At 58.1% G+C, this 21426-nt stretch carries 21 protein-coding genes; 16 read left to right on the top strand and 5 right to left on the bottom strand.

Features of this window, described 5'->3' with window-relative positions:
- Positions 1–131: 131 nt before the first annotated feature.
- From AB5750_RS06570 to AB5750_RS06560, 3 genes are all read right to left on the bottom strand, one after another.
- Positions 132–1436, bottom strand: a complete 1305-nt coding sequence (locus AB5750_RS06570) for a VirD4-like conjugal transfer protein, CD1115 family (RefSeq protein WP_368145506.1) — start codon at positions 1434–1436, stop codon at positions 132–134.
- The gene (locus AB5750_RS06565) at positions 1429–2046 is read right to left on the bottom strand and encodes an ATP-dependent Clp protease proteolytic subunit (RefSeq protein WP_022094432.1); all 618 of its coding nucleotides are present in this window, start codon (positions 2044–2046) and stop codon (positions 1429–1431) included. Before AB5750_RS06565 ends, AB5750_RS06570 begins: the two co-directional genes overlap by 8 nt.
- Positions 2047–2109: 63 nt before the next feature.
- Positions 2110–3000 (bottom strand): hypothetical protein, encoded by an 891-nt coding sequence (locus AB5750_RS06560; protein WP_368145505.1) that lies wholly within the window; start codon positions 2998–3000, stop codon positions 2110–2112.
- A gap of 453 nt (positions 3001–3453) precedes the next feature.
- Between AB5750_RS06560 and AB5750_RS06555 the strand changes: the two genes are divergently transcribed.
- The 13 genes from AB5750_RS06555 (at position 3454) to AB5750_RS06495 (ending at position 16469) form a co-directional block, all read left to right on the top strand.
- The gene (locus AB5750_RS06555) at positions 3454–4296 is read left to right on the top strand and encodes a Cof-type HAD-IIB family hydrolase (protein WP_368145504.1); all 843 of its coding nucleotides are present in this window, start codon (positions 3454–3456) and stop codon (positions 4294–4296) included.
- A 63-nt stretch (positions 4297–4359) separates the two neighbouring features.
- Complete coding sequence (locus AB5750_RS06550) at positions 4360–5019, top strand: HAD family hydrolase (protein ID WP_368145503.1); 660 nt, start codon at positions 4360–4362, stop codon at positions 5017–5019.
- Between the two features lie 58 nt (positions 5020–5077).
- Positions 5078–5821 (top strand): GntR family transcriptional regulator, encoded by a 744-nt coding sequence (locus AB5750_RS06545; protein ID WP_195622410.1) that lies wholly within the window; start codon positions 5078–5080, stop codon positions 5819–5821.
- Between the two features lie 220 nt (positions 5822–6041).
- Positions 6042–7505, top strand: a complete 1464-nt coding sequence (locus AB5750_RS06540; protein WP_316369889.1) for a YfcC family protein — start codon at positions 6042–6044, stop codon at positions 7503–7505.
- A gap of 10 nt (positions 7506–7515) precedes the next feature.
- Positions 7516–9099, top strand: coding sequence for an amidohydrolase (locus AB5750_RS06535; protein WP_368145502.1), 1584 nt, complete (start codon positions 7516–7518; stop codon positions 9097–9099).
- Between the two features lies 1 nt (position 9100).
- A complete protein-coding gene (locus AB5750_RS06530) occupies positions 9101–9952 on the top strand; it encodes a sugar phosphate isomerase/epimerase family protein (RefSeq protein WP_368145501.1) in 852 nt (283 codons plus the stop codon).
- A gap of 62 nt (positions 9953–10014) precedes the next feature.
- Positions 10015–10983 carry an SIS domain-containing protein gene (locus AB5750_RS06525; RefSeq protein ID WP_368145500.1) on the top strand — a complete coding sequence of 323 codons (969 nt, stop codon included), beginning with the start codon at positions 10015–10017 and terminating at the stop codon, positions 10981–10983.
- A gap of 14 nt (positions 10984–10997) precedes the next feature.
- Entirely contained in the window at positions 10998–11861 is an 864-nt protein-coding gene (locus tag AB5750_RS06520; protein WP_035138847.1) for a PfkB family carbohydrate kinase, read from the top strand.
- Positions 11862–11982: 121 nt separating this feature from the next.
- Entirely contained in the window at positions 11983–12783 is an 801-nt protein-coding gene (gene frlD / locus AB5750_RS06515; protein ID WP_195239143.1) for a fructoselysine 6-kinase, read from the top strand.
- 27 nt (positions 12784–12810) lie between these two features.
- Positions 12811–13671 (top strand): amidohydrolase family protein, encoded by an 861-nt coding sequence (locus tag AB5750_RS06510; protein ID WP_229055555.1) that lies wholly within the window; start codon positions 12811–12813, stop codon positions 13669–13671.
- Between the two features lie 2 nt (positions 13672–13673).
- Positions 13674–14102: a secondary thiamine-phosphate synthase enzyme YjbQ gene (locus tag AB5750_RS06505; RefSeq protein WP_368145499.1), complete on the top strand. Its 429-nt coding sequence runs from the start codon at positions 13674–13676 to the stop codon at positions 14100–14102.
- A 33-nt stretch (positions 14103–14135) separates the two neighbouring features.
- Complete coding sequence (locus tag AB5750_RS06500) at positions 14136–14945, top strand: BtpA/SgcQ family protein (protein WP_117786628.1); 810 nt, start codon at positions 14136–14138, stop codon at positions 14943–14945.
- Positions 14946–14951: 6 nt separating this feature from the next.
- Positions 14952–16469 (top strand): FGGY-family carbohydrate kinase, encoded by a 1518-nt coding sequence (locus tag AB5750_RS06495; RefSeq protein ID WP_368145498.1) that lies wholly within the window; start codon positions 14952–14954, stop codon positions 16467–16469.
- Positions 16470–16548: 79 nt separating this feature from the next.
- On the opposite strand, the gene AB5750_RS06490 is transcribed toward AB5750_RS06495, so the two are convergent.
- Entirely contained in the window at positions 16549–17331 is a 783-nt protein-coding gene (locus AB5750_RS06490) for a TatD family hydrolase (protein ID WP_368145497.1), read from the bottom strand.
- 14 nt (positions 17332–17345) lie between these two features.
- Entirely contained in the window at positions 17346–18143 is a 798-nt protein-coding gene (locus tag AB5750_RS06485; protein WP_368145496.1) for a tRNA threonylcarbamoyladenosine dehydratase, read from the bottom strand.
- A 179-nt stretch (positions 18144–18322) separates the two neighbouring features.
- Between AB5750_RS06485 and AB5750_RS06480 the strand changes: the two genes are divergently transcribed.
- The 3 genes from AB5750_RS06480 (at position 18323) to ettA (ending at position 21163) form a co-directional block, all read left to right on the top strand.
- Positions 18323–18601 (top strand): autorepressor SdpR family transcription factor, encoded by a 279-nt coding sequence (locus AB5750_RS06480; protein WP_022094448.1) that lies wholly within the window; start codon positions 18323–18325, stop codon positions 18599–18601.
- Positions 18594–19298: an SdpI family protein gene (locus AB5750_RS06475; protein ID WP_368145495.1), complete on the top strand. Its 705-nt coding sequence runs from the start codon at positions 18594–18596 to the stop codon at positions 19296–19298. Before AB5750_RS06480 ends, AB5750_RS06475 begins: the two co-directional genes overlap by 8 nt.
- Before the next feature lie 185 nt (positions 19299–19483).
- Complete coding sequence (gene ettA / locus AB5750_RS06470) at positions 19484–21163, top strand: energy-dependent translational throttle protein EttA (RefSeq protein ID WP_055251458.1); 1680 nt, start codon at positions 19484–19486, stop codon at positions 21161–21163.
- Positions 21164–21426: the final 263 nt, after the last annotated feature.

Raw genomic sequence — 21426 nt, 5'->3', positions numbered from 1 at the left:
TAACGCATCGCGCCTTATAGTCAGGGGCCCGTATCCTATCGGATGCGGGCCCCTTTGCTTTGCCGTGGTCCCGGGGCGCACGGCCTTTGTGGAGCATCGCCGGGGCGTCGCGCGCTGCGAGAACCCTGCGCCTAGATCTCGGCCTCCGCATGGCCTCGCTGCGCCTCGGGCAGCTCCCCGTAGAGCGGATGGTCTTCGAGCCTAAAGCGCTCGACCTGTTCGGGAGTGCGACCGCGTACAAAGAGCCACGAGCGATCGATCGGCGTCGCCATGAGCGTGCTGGGCAGCGCGTCGGCGCGGTCGGAAAACACCCGGGCACTCTCGGGATCCTGGAACGCCAGCACCAGATGCGTGTCGCAGTTGCCCATGATGGAGCGTGCGCGTGCCTCGCCATAGAGCGCATCGAGCTGGTTGGTCGACTGCAGCAGCAGCGTTGCCCAGATGTTGCGGCTTCGGATAATCGAGAGCACGTTGTCGATCTGGGGGATCTGCAGATTTGCGAAGTCATCGAGCATAAAGCGCACGGGCACGGGCAGGCTGCCGTCGGGCTGCCTATCGGCCTCGCGAATGAGGCCCATAAACGCCTGCGTAATAAAGAGGCCGGTCAGCGGATCGAGATTGCGGTCGATATCGCTCACGGTTACAAACAGGGCGCAGGGGGTGTGTCCCATGGAAGCGAAGTCCACCTGATGGTACTCACGATAGAGCCGTGCCGCACCGTCGAATCCCAGACACATGACCTTTTCGGCAAGGATGCCGACGATGCTCGCGTGCATGCGCTCGGCATTTTGTGTAATGGCGTAGCGCCACCATAGCGAGAGGGCATAGCTTTGGGGGTCGGTCGTGATCAGGTCGTCAAACAATCGACCCGTGGCACCGTCCTGCAGGTGCTCGATCAGCTTGATGACCGAGCTGATCGTCTGCTCGTCGGCGGGTAGCTGTTCGGTGACGTAGGCGATAAGACACGACAGCAGGTTTGCCGCCGCATGATCCCAAAAAGGCTGGTTGTTGTCCTCGATGGGGCAGATGGCCTTTGCCACCGAGAGGATGTCCTGCTGGTTGGGCCTGCCGTCCGCCTTGCGGCGAATGTGCCTCAGGGGGTTGTAGCCGCAGCGCTCGATGCCGGGCGCAAGGGCCGGGACGGTGTTGAGGTCGGCGAAGTTGAGACATTGCACGCGGTAGCCGTGGGCTGCCAGCACGGGTCCCACTTCGCGACAGAGCGTGCCTTTGGTGTCGAGCACGATGTAGCTTGCGTTCATTTGCAGCAGGTTGGGCTTGAGGACGTTTCGGGTCTTGCCGGCTCCCGAGGGGCCGATTACAAGTGCGTTGTTGTTGAGTCCCGTTTGGCGGGTGTCGCAGGAAAGTGTTCGATCCTTGGCGAGGATGGTGGACGATGCGGACTCAGATGCGGCGAGGCGGCTGGCGAGGTTAGACATGGGCGACCTCCTTGGTGGTCGAGAGGATTTCGTGGGCAAAGCCGAGCTCGACGGCGCGCTCGGCCGAAAGGTAGGTGTCTTTTGCAGTGAGGGACTGGATGCGCTTGGGCGTGAGGCCGCTGCGATCCGAGAGGATTTGCGTGAGGGTCTTGCGGGTCTGCATGAGACGCCGGCTGGTTTCCTGCAGCGCAAGTGCCGAGCCGCCTGCCCCCTGGGGGATCAGCGGGTCGTGAATCATGAGCTCTGCATGGGGCGCCATACGGCGATCGTCGCCGCCCATAAAGATCACGGCGCCCATGGACGCGGCGAATTCCAGGCAGACGGTGCGGATGGGGCACGATGCGAGGCGCATGGCGTCATAGATCGCAAGACCCGATCGCACGCTTCCGCCGGCGCTGGCGACAAATATGGTGATGGGGCGGCTGGGGTCGGTGGCATCGAGCAGGCGAATCTGCTGGCATAGGTCGTGGGCCATCGGGGTTTCGATGTTTCCCATGACGGAGAGCTCGCGACGGGCGAGCATCTCATCGTAAATGCTGGTAAGCGTGATACCTCGGGCGGATTCACGCATGGTGAGGGGGCTGATGATGGGGGAATGATTGGTGTCCATGAGGACTCCTTTCTGTTGGTTGTGTTGTGGAATAGGATTGTTGCCCGCGGAGGGGCTGGCGGGCTACAGGGTTCGTCCGAGCCTGAGATCGAGCTCGGCTGTGGGGCAGGCTGCCTGTTCGTGCGGCTCGCAAGCGCCAAGGGCTCCAAAGCGATGGAGCGTTGCGACGGGCGTGGTGTAGGCGAGCCGCAGCTGATGCTCGACAGGGGCACATCCGTCATTTTTGTAATGAGCCGCGTAGTACTGCGCGATGCTGGCGTTCATCTCGCTGCCATTGCGATGGCGCTCAAACTGGCGTCTGCAGGTCTCGATGATCTTTGCTGCCGACTTGGGTGCCGTCGCGGGAACAAGGGCGAGATAGCCCTCAAATAGCTCGTTGATGCTCAGGAGGCACAGCAGGTCGATCAGCGTCCTTATGGCTGCTCCCTCGGCGGAAAAGTGCGCGGTCATGCGGTTATATCGGTTGCGGTCGACGATGGCCGCATGGGGTCTTGGAGTTTTCTGCCCCGTGGTCCCGGGCTTTTGCCGCGCCTGTGTATTGAGCTCGACGTTGCAGCGCTTGAGGCCGTCCAACGGAAGGAACAGTGCGGTGCGCAGGGTGTTCCGCTTGCTTTCGAGTTCATGACGCTCGTCGGGTTCCCATTCGAGCTTGAGTTTCGTGTCAAGCGCCGTAAGCATATGGGCTAGGCAGCCTACGGTAAGAACGTACGAATCGTTGTCGCGTTTTGGGGCATAGGGGTCTGTCAGCTTGCGAATGTCGGGGTCGCCCATGATCTTTGTGCAGCGCTTCAGCAGTTGAGGGTGGTCGGCCAAGATCGTCGCGAGCGGTAGCGACGCGTAGTTCTTGATGGTCGCGGCGGCAAAGGCGGCGTCATATTCGTTTGCATATGCTCGCTCAATGCGGGCATCCAGAATGCTTTTCTTATCGCCGTCTTCAGCGTGGTGGTTTGTCATAGCTTCTCCAATCGGTTGATGTTCGTGCTGTTTGTTGATGTGTTGGTTGTCGTGAGTGATGTGCTTGCCGTGGGTGATGTGCTGACGTTGGGGTGCTATGCGGTTTTCAATGAGCCCGTGAGGCAGTTGCTGCAGGGGCGGGATGGAACGGCCCATGCAAGGCGGAAGGCATCGTGCTCAAAATCGAGACAGCAATGTCCTGGGTGCCTCACATGTGGCAGTTACCTCATTAAGTTGTCATTGCGTTTGGGGTTGTACTTTGCCGATCTTCCTTCTCTTACATGCTGAAAACTGAAACTGAATATGCTCGACCAAATGGTGACCAACGTTACGGTCATTTTTAACTTAATCAGGCTCCAGCGATTTGGCAAGTATCTTTTTCAAAAATGTTCTTCGGGGGATGCTCGGCTCGGATATGATGGTGCGCGACAAACTCAACGCAGGGAGGCATATATGGCAATCAAGGCCATTGCAATGGATATCGACGGTACGCTCACCAACGACCAGAAGGTGATCAGCCCGCGCACGCGCGAGAAGCTGCTCGCGGCGCAGGAGTCGGGCATCAAGCTCATCTTGGCTTCGGGCCGTCCCGCATGGGGGCTTCATGCTCTGGCGCAGGAGCTCGATCTTCAGAACCACGATGGCCTGCTGGTGGCTTTTAATGGTGCGCACGTGGTCGATGCTCAGACCGACGAGGTGCTGTTTGACCAGGCTATGCCGGTCGACGAGCTGCACCGTCTGCTCGACCACCTGCGCAACTTTGACGTGATTCCCATGATCTCGCTCGGTCGCGACCTGCATGTCGTGGACTCGTATCGTTGCATGATCACGTTGCCGGACGGTTCGCAGAAGAACATCGTCAAGTATGAGCGCGACGCGTGCGATCTTAAGATTCGCGAGGTCGAGAGCCTTCATGAAGTCGCGGATGCTTACCCCGTAGACAAACTGCTCACCGCGGGCGATCCGGCCTATCTGCAGGCGCATCACGAGGAGATGTACGCGCCCTTTACCGAGACGCTTTCGGGCATGTTCACGGCCGATTGGTACTTTGAGTTTACGGCGCCCGGTATCGATAAGGCCCGCGCGCTGCAGGGCGCTCTGCCCAAGCTGGGTATCGATGCCAGTGAGGTCGTTTCGTTTGGCGACGGTCAGAACGATAAGTCCATGATCGAGTGGGCCGGCACCGGTGTCGCCATGGGCAACGCCGTCGATGAGGTCAAGGCCGTGGCCCAGATGGTGACCGCCGATAACAACGAAGACGGCATCGCGGTGGCACTCGATAGGCTGCTGGGTTAGAATCGCCGATAGTGCATGGTTCGGGCGTCCGCTTGCGGGCGCCTTTTTGTTAGGGAGGGTGCCGTGTCCGCATTTCCGTTCGACGCCGTTATCTTTGACATGGACGGTGTCATCGTCGATACCGAGTATTATTACCTGGGGGAGACCGCTGCGTTTGCCAAAGAGCTTGGGCTGAACCTGACCCAAGAGGAGTTGAACGGGCAGGTTGGTACCTCGCACCAGTTCTTCTTGCATATGCTGGTCGATTGGTTTGAGCGCGCCGGAAAGGGACACTTTACCGGCGAGGAGGCGCTGGCCCGCTGGGATGAGTGGGCGCATAAACGCCCGCGCGATTATCAGACCTTGATCAATCCGGGCGCCGTGGAGACGATTCGCGAGCTCCCGCGTCGCGGCGTTCGCGTGGCGCTGGCCAGTTCGTCTCCCATGGACAGCATCGAGGAAGTGCTCGATGCGTGCGGCCTGTCGGATGCCTTTGAGTACGTGGTGAGCGGCGAGCAGTTTAAGGAGAGCAAGCCCGAACCCGATATTTACCTGCATGCGCTGGATCTGTTGGGATTGCCTGCGGACCGTTGCTGCTGCGTCGAGGACTCCGTCCCTGGCATCACTGCCGGCAAGCGAGCGGGTCTGACGGTGATCGCCAAGCGCGAGGAGCGCTTCGGCTTTAGCCAGGATGCCGCTGACAAGATCATCAACCAGCTGCCGGAGCTGCTGGAGCTTGCGTAGGACTGGCGATGCGTAATCCGCACCGATTATTGATTCCATATTTGCTAGGGGAGGGCAAATGCCATCGACTGAAGGGTTGACCGACGGAAAAGCGGCAATCCCGCTATATCAACAGGTTATCGATATCATCAAAAATGACATCAATTCTGGTACCTATAAGGCGGGCGCTCGGATACCGAATGAATTCGAATTGGCCGAAAGCTACAAAGTTGGTCGCGTTACCGTTCGGCGGGCCATTGAGGAGCTCGTGCAGCAGGGCTACCTAACCAAGCAGCAGGGGAGGGGCACGTTTGTAAACGCCCCCAAGCTCAAGCGTAAAATCCGCCAGAAGGACGACGTTCAGAGTTTTTCGGACGCCTGCCGCGTCAACGAGATGGAGCCCGGGGCGCGTATTGTCTCAAGAAAAGTGTTGCCGGCCGATGCTACCGAAGCGCAGTTTTTTGGCGTTCCCGCTGGGTCGGAGCTGATCTGCATCGAACGCGTGCGCACCGCCGATGGCATCCCCGTGATGCTCGAGAACAACACGTACGTTTATGAAGACAACGCCTTTTTGGCGAAGGCGGACCTTACCGATCAATCAATTTTCGAGGTCGTGCGCGAACAGACGGGTCGCGGGCCTGCTCGCACCGAGCCGTGCACGCTTGAGATCGCGTGTGCGTCACCCGAAGTCGCCCGGCTGCTGTCCGTTCCCACGGGAGAGCCTCTGTTTTATATGGAGGCATATTTCTATGACGAGCAGCAGCGGCCGTTTATCATCGGCCGACAGCGGATTGTAGGATCGCGCTACGTTTTTGATATTTAGGACGTTGATCAAGAGAACGCCCGGCAGGCTAAATTGCCTGCCGGGCGTTTTTGCCGTTCGCCGCCGTTGAACGACCGTTCACCCGAGTCCTCGTAATCTGTCCGAAATATCCTTGAAGTGCTAAAAACACGCTGATAATCTATAGAACGTCATAGGACGTTTGCATTGCGCGAACGTTAAAGCGAGACACGATAAGGTCTCGGGTTCTTTGGAGGTATCTATGTCAGATACGAAGGCGAAGAAGACAAACAGACGTTTCAAATTCAAATTACCGCACGTCTATACGATCATGTTCTTGCTGATCGTGGTTTTTGCAGTTTTAACCTGGGTCGTTCCTTCTGGCCAATACCAGCGCAAGACGATCTCGACTGCGGCAGGCGAGCGCGAAGTCGCCGTTGCCGGAACCTATGAACAGGTCGATAAGAACTATACCGATTCCGAGACCGGCGAGACCGTTAACCTGGGCCAAGATATCTTTGCGGTCCTGCAGGCGCCTACTAAGGGTATTCAAGAGGCCGCCGACGTCGTTGCGTTCGTCTTGCTGATCGGCGGCTCGTTCGCGATCATCACCAAGACCAACGCGCTTAACGCCGGTATGAGCCGCGTGATTAAAAAGCTCAAAAACAAAGACATCCTCATCATTCCTATTACCATGACGCTGTTGTCCATTTGCGGCACCACGTTTGGCATGTCTGAGGAAGCCCTGCCGTTCTATGCCATCTTCATCCCCATCATGATGGGCATCGGATATGACTCCATGACGGCATTTATCATCTGCTTCCTCGGTCCCAACTTGGGCTACTGCGCCTCGACGATTGACCCGTTCAACGTTTTGATCGCGCAGGGCATCATTGGCATCGAGGGCAACCCGCAGCTGTGGTTGCGTGCCGTTGCATGGGTTATTTTCACCGCCGCCGGCATCGCATGGGCCATGCGTTATGCCATGCGCGTCAAGAAGAACCCCAAGTCGTCCGTTACGTTCGAGGACGACAAACTCAAGCGCATTGAGTTCTCCGTGACCGATGCTTCCATCGAGGAAGAGTTCACCACTCGCCAGAAGCTCGTGCTGATTGATTTTGCCGGTGGTATGGCGCTTATCGTGTGGGGTCTTGTTACGCAGGGCTGGTATATGAACGAGATCTCTGCCGTGTTCCTTGGCATGGGGCTGCTCGCCGGTATCCTGGGCGGTCTTGACCAGCAGACCATCGCCGATGAGTTCGTTAAGGGTCTTGCCGACTTTGCCTACGCAGCCGTCGTTATCGGTATCGCTCGCGGCATTCTGGTCATCGCCGAGGGCGGCATGATTATCGACACCATCCTTCAGGCACTTGCCACTCTGCTTGCTGGAGCCCCTGCCGCCGTGTACACCACGTTCATGTACGTTGTCCTTGGCCTCCTGTCCTTCCTGGTTCCTTCGAGCTCCGGCCTGGCCGCGCTTACCATGCCTGTCATGGGTCCTTTGACCGAGCTTATGGGCCTCAACCCCGAAGCCGCCGTAACGGCGCTGCAGTTTGCCAACCAGACCATTAACACCATTAGCCCCGTGGCAGGTATGACGGTGGCGGGCCTTGCCGTGGCAAAGATCTCGTTTGGCCAATGGTGGAAGACCATCTGGAAGTTCTTCATCTTCATGGTCGTGTTTGGCTTGGTCATTACCGCCATCTCCGGCATGCTTCCGGCGTAAGGAGGTCGCGATGTCCGATCGTTTGACGGTGCTGACGTCCAAGAGCGTCTTCACCGGTACGGAAGACCAGCAGTTTGAAGGTTTTGTCGCGGTACGCGGCAATCGGATTGAGGCTGTTGGCACCAAGTGTGAGGTAGCTTCGTATTTGACCCAGGCGGACGAGGTAGTTGACCTGGGCGACCGCACTGTCATGCCTGGCCTGATCGATGTGCATACCTTCTATACAGGTTGGGCGCTGCGGACGTTGGGGTCTGATCTGTCCGGCATCGCTGATGCCAAAGAGGCCGTGTCGCTCTTGCGTGCATGGAAAGAAGGTCATCCGGATTGCGCGGCGGCTTTTGGCCACAACCTACCCGAAGCGTTGGCATCGGATGCCGAGAACGCAAATACAGCAGCTGTGTTTGACGAGTGTTTTGGCGATATCCCTGTCGTCTGCTTTACGCCGGGCGCGGAGACCTGCGTTCTCAATGCTGCCGCCAGTGCGCGATATGGCTTTACACCCCAAGCGTGCTATGCCGAGAAGATCTGGCGCATGATGAGCGATTTCCTTGCGCTGCCCGAGGTGCGTGCCGGGTATTCGGACTACATGAGCATGCTTAACGAGCGCGGCGTTACCGCCATCAAGGAAATGGCGTTTGATGACTACTACGGCTTTGCCGACGAAATGGCTCGCCGTGAGGAATCTGGTGAGCTGACGGTTCGCGTCTCTATGATGTCGCAGCCGGTGGGCGCCGGTGCAAATCTGGCATATGCCCGCGAGGCGCGAGAGCGCTTCCGGGGACCGTTCGTTCGTTTTTCTGGCTTCAACCGTATGACCGATCGCGGCGTATGGGCGGGGCTTGCCGAGATGATTGACCCCTATGAGGGCACGGCCGATGCGGGCGCTGCCGGCAAGACGGTCGTCGAGGAGCCAGAGTGGGATCTGATTGAGAACGAGCTGCGTGCAATTGATGCTGAGGGCTTCCGATATTCCTTGCATTGCCAGGGCGATGGCGCCGTTCGCCGCACCGTGGCGCTCTATGCCTCGCTGCCTCGAGACGAGCATGGACGGATGCTTCGCCGCCATGCGATTACCGATCTCGAGAACTCTGACCCGACCGATCTTGTCGAGTTTGGCAAGTTAGGTGGAATTTGCGAGGTCTATCCGCAGATTCTGACGCTGGACCGGCGCGAGGATTGCCTGTCGATGATGCGTCGACAAATTGGCGAGACGCGACTTTTGCACAGTTGGAATCGCCGCGGCATGGAAGATTCCGGATGCACAGTGTGCTGTGGAACGGATTTGCCACTGCTGATTCCGAGCCTGGGCGAGTCAATCTACAGCGCGTGCGGCGGATTCTTCGCCGACGGACTGCCCGTGAATGAGGTCAACACGCTGACGCTTGTCGAGCTCTTGCGCGCTTGGACTGCCGGGGGCGCGTACGATCTGATTCGCGAAGACGAGCTGGGTACGCTTGAGGTTGGCAAGCTTGCCGATATCTGCGTGCTCGATCGGGATGTGTTCGACCTCGATTATCGCGACGCACGCGATCTTGCGGTTGATATGACGATGTCGGACGGACAAATCGTGTTCGATCGAAATAAGGAGGCATAAGATGTCTGAATCCAAACCGACGCTGCGTCGCGAGCAGATTGCGGGCATGAATATCCACTACATCATGTGGTCGCTCGATTACTTCCTTGATGTGCAGCAGCGCTTGGGCTTTGAGTCCATTGAGCTGTGGTGTGCAGAGCCGCATGTGACGCTCGACCATACGGGCTACTTTGAGGCTGAGGTCCTGGCGAAAAAGGCTGCAGACCGTGGGCTTAGGTATCGTACTCTGTGCCCCGAGAATATTGTCTATCCTTGGCAGTACTGCGCACGCAAGCCGCTGCATGAACAGCGCAGCCTGGCGTACTTTAAACACGGCATTGAACTTGCCGAGGTACTTGGGTGCGACCGTATGTCCATCAACTCGGGCTGGGGCGACTGGGACGAGGACCGCGAGGAAGCCTGGAAGCGCAGCCGCGAGCACTTGTCCATTCTGGCGGAGTATGCCGGCGAGCACGGTCTGGTGCTTACGATGGAAAGCCTGCGTCCCGAGGAGAGCAACCTTGTGACGACGGTTTCCGATGCGAAGCGCATGATTGACGAGGTCGCGAGCCCGTACTTACAGCCCATGGTTGATACAACCGCGATGGGCGTTGCAGGCGAGACGCTCGAGGACTGGTTTGCCGCCTTTGGTGATGGGGCAATTCACGAGATGCACTTTATCGACGGCGACCCGTATGGCCATCTGGTGTGGGGCGATGGCAAGCACGATATGGACGCCTTCGTCGCCACACTCAACGCCCATGGTTTCGACGGCATGCTGGGCCAGGAAATCACGGATGGTCGTTACTACGATGACCCGGCAGCGGCAGATGCCAAGAACATGGCCGCATTCGAGAAATATCTGATTGACTAAAACAACCATCGGCCACGCAACCAACGTCATTGATTGCGGGCCAAACAAGAAAGGAACTGGATATGAACGCACACGATCTGATCAAAGAGGCAATTGCCGAGAAGGGCAAGTTCGACAGCGTCTACTGGATTGCTTGCGGTGGCTCCATGATCGATTTGATCCCGGCTCATGAGCTTCTGCAGCGCGAGGCAACCACCTTCACTTCGTATATCTATACCGCGCGTGAATTTGACATTATGCGTCCGCGTCGTCTGGGCGAGAAATCTCTGGTCATCGCTTGTAGCCACAGTGGCAACACCCCGGAGGTCGTCGAGGGCTGCGAGATTGCCCTTGCCGCCGGCGCTACGGTGATCGCCCAGACCGACAACGCTGGATCCAAGATCGACTCCGGCAAGTGGACCACGTGGGTCTACCCGTGGGGCGAGGGTGTGCCGCAGGCCGAGGTCCCCGTTGGTATTTCGCTGTCGCTTGCGGCAGAGCTGCTCGATCAGCAGGAGGGCTACGCCGATCTTGCCGATATGTATGCCGGTATCGCCGAGATGGATAAGATTCTTCCCCCGGCACGCGAGAAGGTAAATGCCGAGCTGGGCGATCGTTTTGCCAAGCTTTGCCAGGAGCACGAGTTCTTCTACATTCTGGGCAGCGGTCCCAACTTTAGCCAGACCTACGGTTTCGCTATCTGCTCTCTTATGGAGATGCAGTGGCAGCACTGCAGCTACATCCACTCTGCCGAGTACTTCCACGGCCCCTTCGAGGCTACTCAGGATGGCGTTTTTTACTTCCTGCAGATGGGCTCCAGCGAGTGCCGTGCTATGGACGAGCGCGCCCTGGCGTTCCTTAAGACGCATACCGATACGCTGATGGTGCTCGATGCCAAGGAGTACGGTATGGAAGCCGTGCCGGCGAGCGTCCGTGCCTATCTGGACCCGGTGCTGTTCTACGCCATGAACTGCGAGCTGCGTGCTGCACGCGGCAAGGTGTTTGATCACGATCCCGATTTCCGTCGCTATATGGGTGTTGTCGAGTACTAGAGGGGACAAAGGCCATGGCATTTAACGTTAACGCGCTCGGATTTGGCGACAACGTCGTCGATCGCTACGAGCATATCCACACCATGTATCCCGGCGGCAATGCGGTGAACTTCGCCGTTTATGCCAAGAAATGCGGTGCCGCACGCTCTGCATACATGGGCATTTTTGGCAATGACGCCGCTGCCGAGCATGTCATTGCAAGCCTCGAGGATGAGGGTATCGAGCTTGACAAGTGCGAGCAGATGATTGGCGAGAACGGAGCGGCTCGCGTGACCGTCGTTGACGGTGACCGTGTCTTCCTCGGCTCCAACGAGGGCGGTATCCGTGGCGATGCGCGCTATGTCCTCGATCGCTTTGACCTTTCGTACATGAAGCAGTTCGATGTGGTTCATTCGGGCAACTATTGCTTTACCGAGCGCGAGCTGCCCAAGCTGAAGGCTGCGGGCGTCACGGTCTCTTTTGACTTTTCGGACGACTCCACCGACGAGTACTACGAGCAGATTGCGCCCTACGTCGATTTTGCTTTCTTTAGTGCGGCGGATGCCGCGAGTGAGGACGAGATTCGCGAGCGTCTGGCATGGGTGAAGGGCCTGGGTCCGCGTTTTGTGTCGGCTACGGCGGGCGCCGAGGGCTGCATTGCTTACGACGGCGAGCGTTATTACCGCCAGCTGGCTAAACCGGTAACGGACATGAAGGACACCATGGGGGCGGGCGACTCGTTCCTCACCTCGTTTTTGATGTGCTATCTCGATTCCGCCAAGCGTGGTGAGGATGGCGCCGAGGCCATCGAGCGCGCGCTCGACTTTGCTGCCGGGTTTGCCTCGACCGTGTGCGGTATGGAAGGTTCTTGGGGCCACGGGGCGCCAATCGTCGAATAGCTTAAGAAAGCGTACGGCGGTCTGGCTATGAGGCCTTGGACAGCCGATGCAAAACAATAAGCGAAACGCGAAAAGGGGGCTCGCCATGTGGTGGGTCCCCTTTTGAGCATTGGAGAAGACCATGGGTATTAAAGCGTGTGCGGCTGGTTTTTGCTGCGCGGACGTCTATCAAAACATCGGCGTGTTCTATCCGACTGGTAACGGCATTGACTGGGGTATCCATCTTGCACGAATGGGCGTTTCGGTATCCGCCGTGTCGGTTGTCGGCAAGGACGAGTACGGAGACAAGATGAGAGAGGCGCTGGCCGCTGAGGGGTTTGATATCTCTCATCTGCGGGTGGAGGATGGCGACACCTCGGTGATGCTCATGGCATTGAAAGACGGCGTCGATCGCGTGCATCTCGAGGCAATCGATGGCGTAATGGAGACATATCGTCCGAATGAAGACGACCGGGCGTTTATCCTAGAGCACGACATCATTCACACCGACCTGTTTGGCAATTGTTTGGACCTCCTGCCCGAATGGCATGATGCGGGCAAGACGGTGGTTATGGACTTCTCGGTGTTCAGCCAGGATCCCGAATATGCATGCGAGGCTCATTTTCCTTACGTAGACTATGCGTTCATGTCGTTTGAAGAGGACACTCCGGAGCTGCGAGACTGGGTACGCCACGTGCAGGAATTGGGACCGCGCGTTGCGGTTGCCACACTTGGCGAGAAGGGAAGCATTGCCTATGACGGTGAGCGCTTCTATGAGTGCGGGATCGTACCGGCGGAGAAGGTCGTTAATACCGTGGGTGCCGGCGACTCGTATATTGCCGGGTTTACCAAGGGCGTGATCGATGGCCTTGATATTCCGGCGTGTATGAAGGCGGGCGCTGAGCTGTCGTCCCGAGTGATTGGTTCGTTTGAGCCGTACTAGGGTTAAATGCCTGGAAAGGAGTACGAAATGGTTATCGACATGTTGGTCCATCCTATGCTCTACGGCGAGATCTGTACGCCGGGTGATGAGCCTGATGGATTCGGTTTTTGGTCACGAGAATATGGTATGGGGCATATGGGCCCCATGGATTGGGATGAGCTTCAAGTCGAGATGGACGTCTGCGACGTGCAGAAGAGTGTGCTCATGCCGCTCGATGTAACCACGGCATGCGGAGGGCATTTTGGCACCAATGACCAGATTGCCATGCTGGTTGCCGCGCACCCCGATCGTCTGTGGGGATTTGCGAGCGTAGATCCGCAGGTGAGCGGTGCCGCAGACGAATTGGAGCGCGCCTTTACCGAGTTGGGGGCAAAGGGGCTTTGTCTGCATCCGGCAAAGCAGGGTTTTGCCCCCGATGATGCTGTGGCCGAGCCGCTTTACGAGCTGTGCGAGCGCTATAACAAGCCGGTGGTTTTCCATGCCGGTATGTCTTGGGAGCCTGGCGCAGAGCTCTCGCGCAGTAACCCGCTTGCATTTGAGCACACAATCGCAACGCATCCAAATGTGCGCTTTAGTTTGACCCACTTTGGCTGGCCCTGGGTGCGCGAGACCGTGGCGATGCTGCTCAAGTATCCCAACTGCTACACGGACACCTCTATCACTTACATCGATTCGCCCGAGGAGATGATGCAGCGTCTTTTCACGGTCGATATGGGGCCGCTGTGGTATGAGCGCGCGCTATCGCATCAAGTGATGTTCGCCAGCAATACGCCGCGCTTCCGTGCATTCAAACTCAAGCGGGCGCTCGATACCGTGCCCATGCGCGACGATGCGCGAGAAAGGCTCTACTGGGGTAATGCCCTGCGTTTTCTTGAAGGGGATGAGTAAACATGGTGACGCTCGAGACATTGAGCTATCTATCGACTGCTCCGGACCAGTTCATCGATATTACCGAAGACGTGCACGCTGCCATCGAACGCAGCTCGGTGACCAATGGCTTGGCAGCGATTATTTTGTCGCATACGACCTGTGGAATCGTGGTAAACGAGGGGCTGTCCTGCGTGGAGACGGATCTTATGGAGACGCTTGATCGCATCGCCCCACTCGACGCCCCCTATGCGCATGCACACTTCCTGCCGAGCTATGGAGCCACCGGCAACAACTCCTGTGGGCATATCAAGAGCATGATTTGTGGAAACAGTTGCTTCTTTCCCGTCCAAGATGGCCACATCGTGTGCGGAGGTGCCCAGAACATCTATCTTGCGGAGTTTGACGGTCCTCAGAAGCGAAAAGTGTACGTCGAGGTGCTGGGGGAATAACGTTCCTGCAATAACCCTATGAAGGAGCATGTTATGTCGTTTCTAACCTCGATGTTCAAGACCGAAAAGCCGGTTATCGGAATGCTGCACCTGCGTCCTCTGCCGGGCGATCCACTGTATTACCCGGGCGGAAGCGTGTCGCAGGTCGTGGAAGCCGCCAAGCGCGATCTCGAGGCGTTGCAGCAGGGCGGTGTCGATGGCATTTTGATTACCAATGAGCTCTCGATGCCCTATGAGCAGCACGTTTCTCCCTCAACCCTTGCATCGATGGGCTATGTAATCGGGGCTCTGTCCCATGATCTGTCGACTCCTTGGGGAGCTGAGGCTATTTACGATGGTGATGCCACAATCGAGCTGTGCGCTGCCGTCGACGCGCAGTTCACGCGCTGCAATTTTTGCGGTGCCTGGGCCGGTGATCTCGGGCTGATTAACCGAGATTTCGCTCACACCATGCGTCGCAAGGCGGCGCTGCGTTTGGACGACCTCAAGCTTTTTCACTTCATCACGAGCGAGGGGGAGGTTTATCTCAACGACCGCACGACTGCGGACATTGCCGATTCACTTCTCTTTAATTGCCTTCCGGATGCGATGGTCATCGGCGGTTCGGCTGCCGGTCGTGGCGCTTCGGGCGAGCTTGCCGATGAAGTCCGCGAGCGTGTTGGCGAAGTACCCGTGGTATGTGGCACCGGTTGTCGCGAAAATACCGTGGCTGACGTATTTGCTCACTACGATGGCGCGTTTGTCGGCACCTGCTTAAAGCGCGACGGAAAGCTGGATGCCCCGGTTGATGTTGAGCGGGTAGCTCGTTTTATGGCTGCCGCTCGTACGGCGCGAGGGGAGTAGGCACCTATGGCGCTCTATCTGGGTATTGATATTGGGACAAGCGCCTCTAAAGGCGTTTTAATCGATGATCGATGCAACATCGTTTGCCAGGCCTCTTGTGGACACGAGACGGAGAACCCGCGTGATGGATGGTACCAGCATGATGCGGAGGCAGTTTGGTGGGGCGATTTTTGCCGCTTGTCGCGCGAGCTGGTGGTGCGATCGGGGGTTAACGCGGCACAGATCGGATGCGTGGGCCTTTCCGCATTGGGTTGCGACTGCGTACCGGTCGACACCGAGTGCAACGCGCTGGCGCCCGCGATTTTGTATGGAGTCGATGCACGTTCGAAGCCGCAGATCGACGAGCTTCTTTCCGAATATGGGTCAGATCGCGCACGCGAGCTTTTCGGGCATGATCCCTGTTCGTCAGATATTGCTCCCAAGATCTTGTGGTTTAAGGAGAATATGCCCGAGGTGCACGAACGTGCCGCGAAGTTCCTGACGGCGTCATCGTTTCTGTGCGCGAAGTTGACGGGGCGTTTTACGGTGGACCGTTATTTGGCGGAGGATTTTCTTCCCCTATACGACCGCTACACTTGGAAGGTTGATGCTCGGGAATGTGCTCGTTTCTGCCGGCCTGACCAGATGGCGGAGGTAATGTCGGCTACCGATATTGCCGGGGTGATTACGCAGCGTGCGGCTGAGGCGACGGGGCTCGCGGCGGGGACACCTGTCTTAGTGGGAACGGGCGACTCTGGTGCCGAGGCCATTTCGACGGGTGTATTCCGTCCCGGCGATATGATGGTTCAGTTGGGGAGCACGGCGTATTTCATCTACCTAGCTGATCATATGGTCGATGATGCCCGCCTGTGGCCAGGGACGTTTATCATTCCCGGAACTTACGGGATCTGCGCGGGGACCAATACAGCGGGTGCGCTCACATCGTGGCTGCGCCAAGAGCTGTATCGCGACGCCGTGGAGGCCGAGGGCCACGGTGGCCCCGATGCATATTCGGTTATGGCGCATGATGCCGCCGATGTGGCGCCGGGTGCCGATGGGCTCCTGTGTCTGCCGTACTTTGCGGGGGAGCGTACTCCGCTCAACGATCCCGAGGCGCGCGGCGTCTTCTTTGGCCTGACCGGAAGGCATACGCGAGCCCATATGGTTCGCGCCGCCTTGGAAGGCGTCGCGTATACCGTTGCATCCCATGTCGACATTATCGAGCGAGAGCATAGACTGCCAATTGGGCGCATTATGCTTGTCGGAGGTGGAACCAAAAATCCAGTTTGGATGCAGGCCATCGCCGACGTATGCGGGCGCGAGGTCTCGGTTGCCAAGGTTACGGTGGGCGCATGCTTCGGTGATGCCATCATGGCAGCTCTCGCAGGTGGTGCCTATGCATCATGGGATGAGCTCGCCCAAGTCCTTGGCGTTGCGCAAACAATCGTGCCCGATATGGCTGCCCACGAGTTATATGCGTCGCGCCGCCATATCTTTGACGAATTGTATGCACGTAACCGTGATCTCATGCACGAATTGGTGTAATGCTGTCGAACTGTACTGCCTTCCAATAGGGACTGCGTTGTGCGATTCGCATGTTCCTTGGCATTTTTGCCTACAGGGGTTAGCGAAGGTCAAATACAGAGCGCGCATTTGCTAAAACTGCCGACTCAATGCGCTTTGCATCGCAGTTTTTGAGCGAGGCAATGCGCATCGAGGTCCTTGTGAGCGATTTGATGAGCGACTGCGCGCTTGTTTCTGTGTTTGCCTCCGCCGGTGCATCGGTCTCGAGCAGTAAACGATCGAGTGGAATCTGTCGTGCGTATTCGCGTCCTCGTTTAGACGCGAGCATGCGTTCGTTGACGGAAAAATAACAGTCCGCATCACGCGCGCGGACGAGTTCGTCCGAAGTGCCGCTAAACCAGTGGAAGATGATAACGGGGGAGTCGGGGTTTGGGATGAGTAGTCCATGCGATTCGAGGACGTCCAGTACGGCTCCTGCCGAACGAACGGCGTGAATTGATATCACGCGCCCGGTAAGAGGATGCTGCACGAGTGTATCGCAGAGCCGGTCAAATGCCTGTATTTGTAGCGGCTCACTTCCGGCAAAGCGTGCGGAAAAGTCGAGTCCCACCTCGCCGATGTAGCGCTCTTGGGCAGCAACTTCGCAAAGCAGATCGACTTCGGCAGGACCGCAGCGGCCGTCGGCGAGCCACCAGGGGTGGAGCCCAACGCCAGCGATGACGCCTGGTAGGCGACGGGCGCGCTCGTTTGCGGCCGAAAAGTCGCGTGGGTCGACCCCGCAGTCAAAGAGCCCCAGACCCGACGCCGCCGACTCACTGGCTGCAGCATCGGGGCCGAGCATCAAATCAAGATGACAATGCGTGTCAAAGAATTGCGGTTCCATCGCAGGACATCCTGCTAGTCCAGGCGTTGGCCGTCGGCGCGTACGCGCTCGGTGCCGCGCCCGCTGATCTGGCGGATAACCTCGCCGGCGATCATCTGACCCATGATGGGCGGCATAAAACTGGCGGTGCCCAACTCGGTGCGCTCGTGGATATTGGAAGGGTCGCGGGGCTGTGTCTTAACCGATTCCTCGCAGCTAAACAGTACATGCAGGCTCTTGATGCCGCGCTTCTTACATTCTTTGCGCATGATGCGGCTCATGGGGTCACGTACCGTATCGAAGATGTCGGCAAAGCGGAGGCACTCGGGATGGAGCTTGTTGGCCCCGCCCATGGAGCTAACCAAACGAATGTCGTGGTCCTGAGCATATTTGGCAATGGTGAGCTTGGCCGAGATGGTGTCGATGGCGTCGACGACGTAGTCGAGCTTGCCGTCCGTCTGCTCCAAAACGCTCGCGAAGAACTCGTCGATGTTGTCGCTCAGCAGGTATTCGGTGCGTTTGATAACGGTGGCGGCGGGATTAATGTCGTGGATCATGGCTTCCATAACATCGACCTTGCGCTTGCCGATGGTGCTGTGAAAGGCGATAGCCTGGCGATTGATATTGCTGGGCGCGATGATGTCCTTATCCAGAATGACGAAATGACCGATGCCGCCGCGGGCGAGTGCCTCGCAGCAGTTGGAGCCCACGCCTCCGCAGCCGAGCACTAGCACCGTAGCATCGGCGAGCTTATCGAGTGCCTCGCGGCCCATGATAATCTCGAGCTTGGTGTCGCGTGTCTCGATGGCGGCTGCGGCAGCGGTTTCGGTCATAAATATCCTCCGATGGGGAAGCAGGTCGTGTTTTATCTATCGCCATTATAGGTAATCGCCTATAGGTTGCGATGGCGTTTGCTTTGATGTGGTTTGAAGCATTGCGATTAGATAGTTAGACAAACATCTAAATATCGAGTATAGTGTGCGCGTCATGAGAGATGATGAGAGGAGGTCTTATGCCGGGAGAGGGTTTTAAGGCGCTTGCCGATCCAACGCGACGGCGCATTTTGGAGTTGCTGCGCGAGGGCAATTGCACGGCGGGGGAGCTTGCCGAGCATTTCGATATCAGTAAGCCGTCGCTAAGCCATCACTTGGCGACGCTCAAAAATGCCGGGTTGGTGACCGACGAGCGCCATGGCCAAAACATCGTATACAGCTTAAACACCACCGTCATGCAGGATTTAATTGGCTGGTTTATGGGCTTTACAAACACTGAAGGTGATAAGGATGAATAACGAAAACAAGGGCATTCACCCCACGGGGGTATCGTCGCGCGTGTGGATTGCGCTGGTCGCTCTGTGCGCCGCCAATGTCGTAGCGCACCTCATGGTGATGCCGAGCTTGCCTGCGCAGATTCCCACGCACTGGGGCGCGAACGGCGCCGTCGACGGTTGGGGTCCTAGCTGGATGGCCTCCGCGCTCGGCGCGCTGCCTCTGGCGCTTCTCGCAATGTTCTGCGTGGTGCCGCGCATCGACCCCAAAGGTGAGGCATATCGAACCTCGGGCAAGTTCTACCAGGGCTTCGTAATCGCCTTCACCTTGTTCATGTGCGCCATAAGCTGGCTGGGAGAGCTTACGGTCTGGGGCGTGGTGCCGGCGGTCGGTTCGGTCAACGTGCTTATTTCCGGTGTTGTCGGTTTGCTGTTCATCGGCGTAGGCAACTACTTGCCGCGTGTGAAGCAGAACTATACGCTCGGTATCAAGACACCTTGGGCGCTTGCCGATCCCGAGAACTGGCGCCGTACGCAGCGCTTTGGCGGTGCCTGCTTTATGGTGCTGGGTGTCGGCTTGATAGTGATGGGCGTTGTGGGTAGCGTGCTTTCGAGTGAAGTCGTCGCCGCGGTGATTGCGGTTCTGGCGTTTGGTTCGGTCGGAGCCGTCTACGTCTACTCGTATCTGCTGTGGCGCAAATCGCAGCGAGCCGTTCGCTAAGGTTGCGGAAAACTAGCGTACGCAGTTCATGGTGTGTTCCGGGGGACTTTTCCCAGGTAGTATTAGGGGGGCGTGGGCAACCATGCCCCTTTTTCGTTACGTTTCAGAGCTGATTTCCTCATTTCGTTTCCACTAAAGCGAAACAAGAATAGGGAAACAGCAGGTAGAAAGGATAAAACAGGCAAATGGCGGAGTTTATCTACCAGATGTATCAGGCTCGCAAGGCCCATGGCGACAAGGTAATCCTTGACGACGTGACCCTGAGCTTCTACCCCGGTGCCAAGATCGGCGTCGTGGGCCCCAACGGTATGGGCAAGTCGACCCTGCTCAAGATCATGGCCGGCATCGAGGAGGTCTCCAACGGTGATGCCAGGCTCACCCCCGGCTACACCGTGGGTATCCTGCAGCAGGAGCCGCCGCTCGACGACGACAAGACCGTCATCGAGAACGTGCGCATGGCATTTGGCGACATGATCGCCAAGGTCGATCGCTTCAACAAGATCGGCGAGGAGATGTGCGACCCGGACTGTGACATGGACGCCCTCATGGCCGAGATGGGAAAGCTCCAGGACGAGATCGACGCCGCCGACGGCTGGGATATCGATTCCAAGCTCGGCCAGGCCATGGACGCCCTGCAGCTGCCCGATTCCGACATGCCGGTCAACGTGCTTTCCGGCGGCGAGCGCCGCCGTGTGGCCCTGTGCAAGCTGCTGCTCGAGGCTCCCGACCTGCTGCTGCTCGACGAGCCCACGAACCACCTGGACGCCGAGTCGATTCTGTGGCTCGAGCACTTCCTGCACAACTACCAGGGCGCGGTGCTTGCCGTCACGCACGATCGCTACTTCCTGGATAACGTTGCCGAGTGGATCTGCGAGGTCGACCGCGGCCACCTTTATCCCTACAAGGGCAACTACTCCACGTATCTGGAGACCAAGGCTGCCCGTATCGAGGCGCAGGGCAACCGCGATGCCAAGCTCGCCAAGCGCATGGAGGCCGAACTCGAGTGGGTACGCAGCTCGCCCAAGGCTCGCCAGGCCAAGAACAAGGCCCGTCTGGCTCGCTACGAGGAGATGGAGGCCGAGGCCCGCGCAAGCCAGAAGCTCGACTGGACCGACATTCGCATTCCTGTGGGCCCGCGTTTGGGCAACAAGGTGCTCGAGGCCCATCACCTGCACAAAGAGTTCGATGGCCGCGTGCTTATCGACGACCTTTCGTTCACCCTGCCGCGCAACGGCATCGTGGGCGTCATCGGCCCCAACGGCGTCGGTAAGACCACGCTGTTCAAGACGATTGTGGGTCTGGAGCCGCTGACTTCGGGCGAGCTCGAGGTGGGCGAGACCGTCAAGATTTCTTACGTCGACCAGAACCGTTCCGGCATCGACCCCGATAAGAACCTGTGGGAGGTCGTCTCGGATGGCCTGGACCACATGATGGTCGGCGAGACTGAGGTTCCGAGCCGCGCTTATGTGGCGAGCTTTGGCTTTAAGGGCCAGGACCAGCAGAAGCGCGCTGGCGTACTATCCGGTGGCGAGCGCAACCGTCTGAACTTGGCACTCACGCTCAAGCAGGGCGGCAACCTGCTGCTCCTCGACGAGCCCACGAACGACCTCGACGTCGAGACGCTGTCCTCGCTCGAAGCGGCGCTGCTCGAGTTCCCGGGCTGCTCGGTGGTCATTAGCCACGACCGTATGTTCCTGGACCGCGTCGCCACGCACATTCTGGCGTGGGAGGGCACCGACGAGAATCCGGGCAACTGGTATTGGTTCGAGGGCAACTTCGAGGCCTATCAGGCCAACCGTATCGAGCGCCTGGGCGAGGACGCAGCCCAGCCGCATCGTATTCACCGCAAGCTGACGCGCGACTAGTAGCAAGTAGAAAGGCCGCCACCAAGGGCGGCCTTTCTTGTAGCAATTGCACTGCAGCTATGCCCTGGCTGCTGGTTTGATTCATAATCAAAGTCATCTCTTTGGGATTAAAGCCCGTTTTTGCTATGAGTGATTTTCTAATTCCGTTTAAAACGTAAAGACGCATTGGGTTGCAAGGACATAAGCAGGTTGATTTCCGATCTCAGCCGAACACATTGAGCAAATAGGCCATTCCCGCAGTTAGCTGAACGCCCCCGCGGCCC

The sequence above is a fragment of the Collinsella aerofaciens genome (genome assembly GCF_040926185.1).
GTDB classification, from domain to species: Bacteria; Actinomycetota; Coriobacteriia; order Coriobacteriales; family Coriobacteriaceae; genus Collinsella; species Collinsella aerofaciens_BC.
This window is presented reverse-complemented; position numbering and strand designations above follow the sequence as displayed.

What these genes read in the sequence shown, in the direction of transcription:
- AB5750_RS06570 (WP_368145506.1), bottom strand. Translation starts at nt 1,436, where the DNA reads ATGTCTAACCTCGCCAGCCGCCTCGCCGCATCTGAGTCCGCATCGTCC.
- AB5750_RS06565 (WP_022094432.1), bottom strand. Translation starts at nt 2,046, where the DNA reads ATGGACACCAATCATTCCCCCATCATCAGCCCCCTCACCATGCGTGAA.
- AB5750_RS06560 (WP_368145505.1), bottom strand. Translation starts at nt 3,000, where the DNA reads ATGACAAACCACCACGCTGAAGACGGCGATAAGAAAAGCATTCTGGAT.
- AB5750_RS06555 (WP_368145504.1), top strand. Translation starts at nt 3,454, where the DNA reads ATGGCAATCAAGGCCATTGCAATGGATATCGACGGTACGCTCACCAAC.
- AB5750_RS06545 (WP_195622410.1), top strand. Translation starts at nt 5,078, where the DNA reads ATGCCATCGACTGAAGGGTTGACCGACGGAAAAGCGGCAATCCCGCTA.
- AB5750_RS06540 (WP_316369889.1), top strand. Translation starts at nt 6,042, where the DNA reads ATGTCAGATACGAAGGCGAAGAAGACAAACAGACGTTTCAAATTCAAA.
- AB5750_RS06535 (WP_368145502.1), top strand. Translation starts at nt 7,516, where the DNA reads ATGTCCGATCGTTTGACGGTGCTGACGTCCAAGAGCGTCTTCACCGGT.
- AB5750_RS06530 (WP_368145501.1), top strand. Translation starts at nt 9,101, where the DNA reads ATGTCTGAATCCAAACCGACGCTGCGTCGCGAGCAGATTGCGGGCATG.
- AB5750_RS06525 (WP_368145500.1), top strand. Translation starts at nt 10,015, where the DNA reads ATGAACGCACACGATCTGATCAAAGAGGCAATTGCCGAGAAGGGCAAG.
- AB5750_RS06520 (WP_035138847.1), top strand. Translation starts at nt 10,998, where the DNA reads ATGGCATTTAACGTTAACGCGCTCGGATTTGGCGACAACGTCGTCGAT.
- frlD (WP_195239143.1), top strand. Translation starts at nt 11,983, where the DNA reads ATGGGTATTAAAGCGTGTGCGGCTGGTTTTTGCTGCGCGGACGTCTAT.
- AB5750_RS06510 (WP_229055555.1), top strand. Translation starts at nt 12,811, where the DNA reads ATGGTTATCGACATGTTGGTCCATCCTATGCTCTACGGCGAGATCTGT.
- AB5750_RS06505 (WP_368145499.1), top strand. Translation starts at nt 13,674, where the DNA reads ATGGTGACGCTCGAGACATTGAGCTATCTATCGACTGCTCCGGACCAG.
- AB5750_RS06500 (WP_117786628.1), top strand. Translation starts at nt 14,136, where the DNA reads ATGTCGTTTCTAACCTCGATGTTCAAGACCGAAAAGCCGGTTATCGGA.
- AB5750_RS06495 (WP_368145498.1), top strand. Translation starts at nt 14,952, where the DNA reads ATGGCGCTCTATCTGGGTATTGATATTGGGACAAGCGCCTCTAAAGGC.
- AB5750_RS06490 (WP_368145497.1), bottom strand. Translation starts at nt 17,331, where the DNA reads ATGGAACCGCAATTCTTTGACACGCATTGTCATCTTGATTTGATGCTC.
- AB5750_RS06485 (WP_368145496.1), bottom strand. Translation starts at nt 18,143, where the DNA reads ATGACCGAAACCGCTGCCGCAGCCGCCATCGAGACACGCGACACCAAG.
- AB5750_RS06480 (WP_022094448.1), top strand. Translation starts at nt 18,323, where the DNA reads ATGCCGGGAGAGGGTTTTAAGGCGCTTGCCGATCCAACGCGACGGCGC.
- AB5750_RS06475 (WP_368145495.1), top strand. Translation starts at nt 18,594, where the DNA reads ATGAATAACGAAAACAAGGGCATTCACCCCACGGGGGTATCGTCGCGC.
- ettA (WP_055251458.1), top strand. Translation starts at nt 19,484, where the DNA reads ATGGCGGAGTTTATCTACCAGATGTATCAGGCTCGCAAGGCCCATGGC.